Origin of the sequence: Pseudomonas urmiensis (assembly GCF_014268815.2) — a bacterium.
Classification (GTDB): Bacteria; Pseudomonadota; Gammaproteobacteria; order Pseudomonadales; family Pseudomonadaceae; genus Aquipseudomonas; species Aquipseudomonas urmiensis.
Map to the genome: position 1 here is coordinate 1 of NZ_JABWRE020000008.1, position 390 is coordinate 390.

The 390-nt window shown below is 64.1% G+C and carries 1 protein-coding gene; it reads left to right on the forward strand.

Annotated features, from left to right (window positions below; genetic code table 11):
- Nucleotides 1–189: 189 nt before the first annotated feature.
- A partial coding sequence (locus HU737_RS26095) for a hypothetical protein (RefSeq protein WP_217838555.1) occupies nt 190–390 on the forward strand: 201 nt, incomplete at its 3' end.

Below are 390 nucleotides of genomic sequence, written 5' to 3' on the forward strand. Positions count from 1 at the left end.
CTTCCTTGCACCATCGCTCCCCAACGGATGCCCTGCCCCGCCAGGAGCCATCCCGGCCCATGGATCGGCGATGCAGGAAGCCAAGATGCTCTCTCAACAGGATGTGCGCTTTACCTCCAGTAGCGTTGACGACAGTGCCTTCGCTGTCGTCCGGGTCACACCCGCCCGCTCGGCCACGGAGCACAGCCGATGAGCGCCGCCCCTTCAACTCACCGCGAAGTGGCGCTGGTCCCGGCCAACACCCTGCACCAGAGCGACGTCGACTTCAGCATGAAGAAGCTCGACCAATGGCTGCTGCGCATGACCAACGACACCGTCGGCTGGAACACCATCCACACCGTTGGCTCGGTCTTGCCAGGGGTTGGCGGCGTCTTTGCCGCCATCGATGCT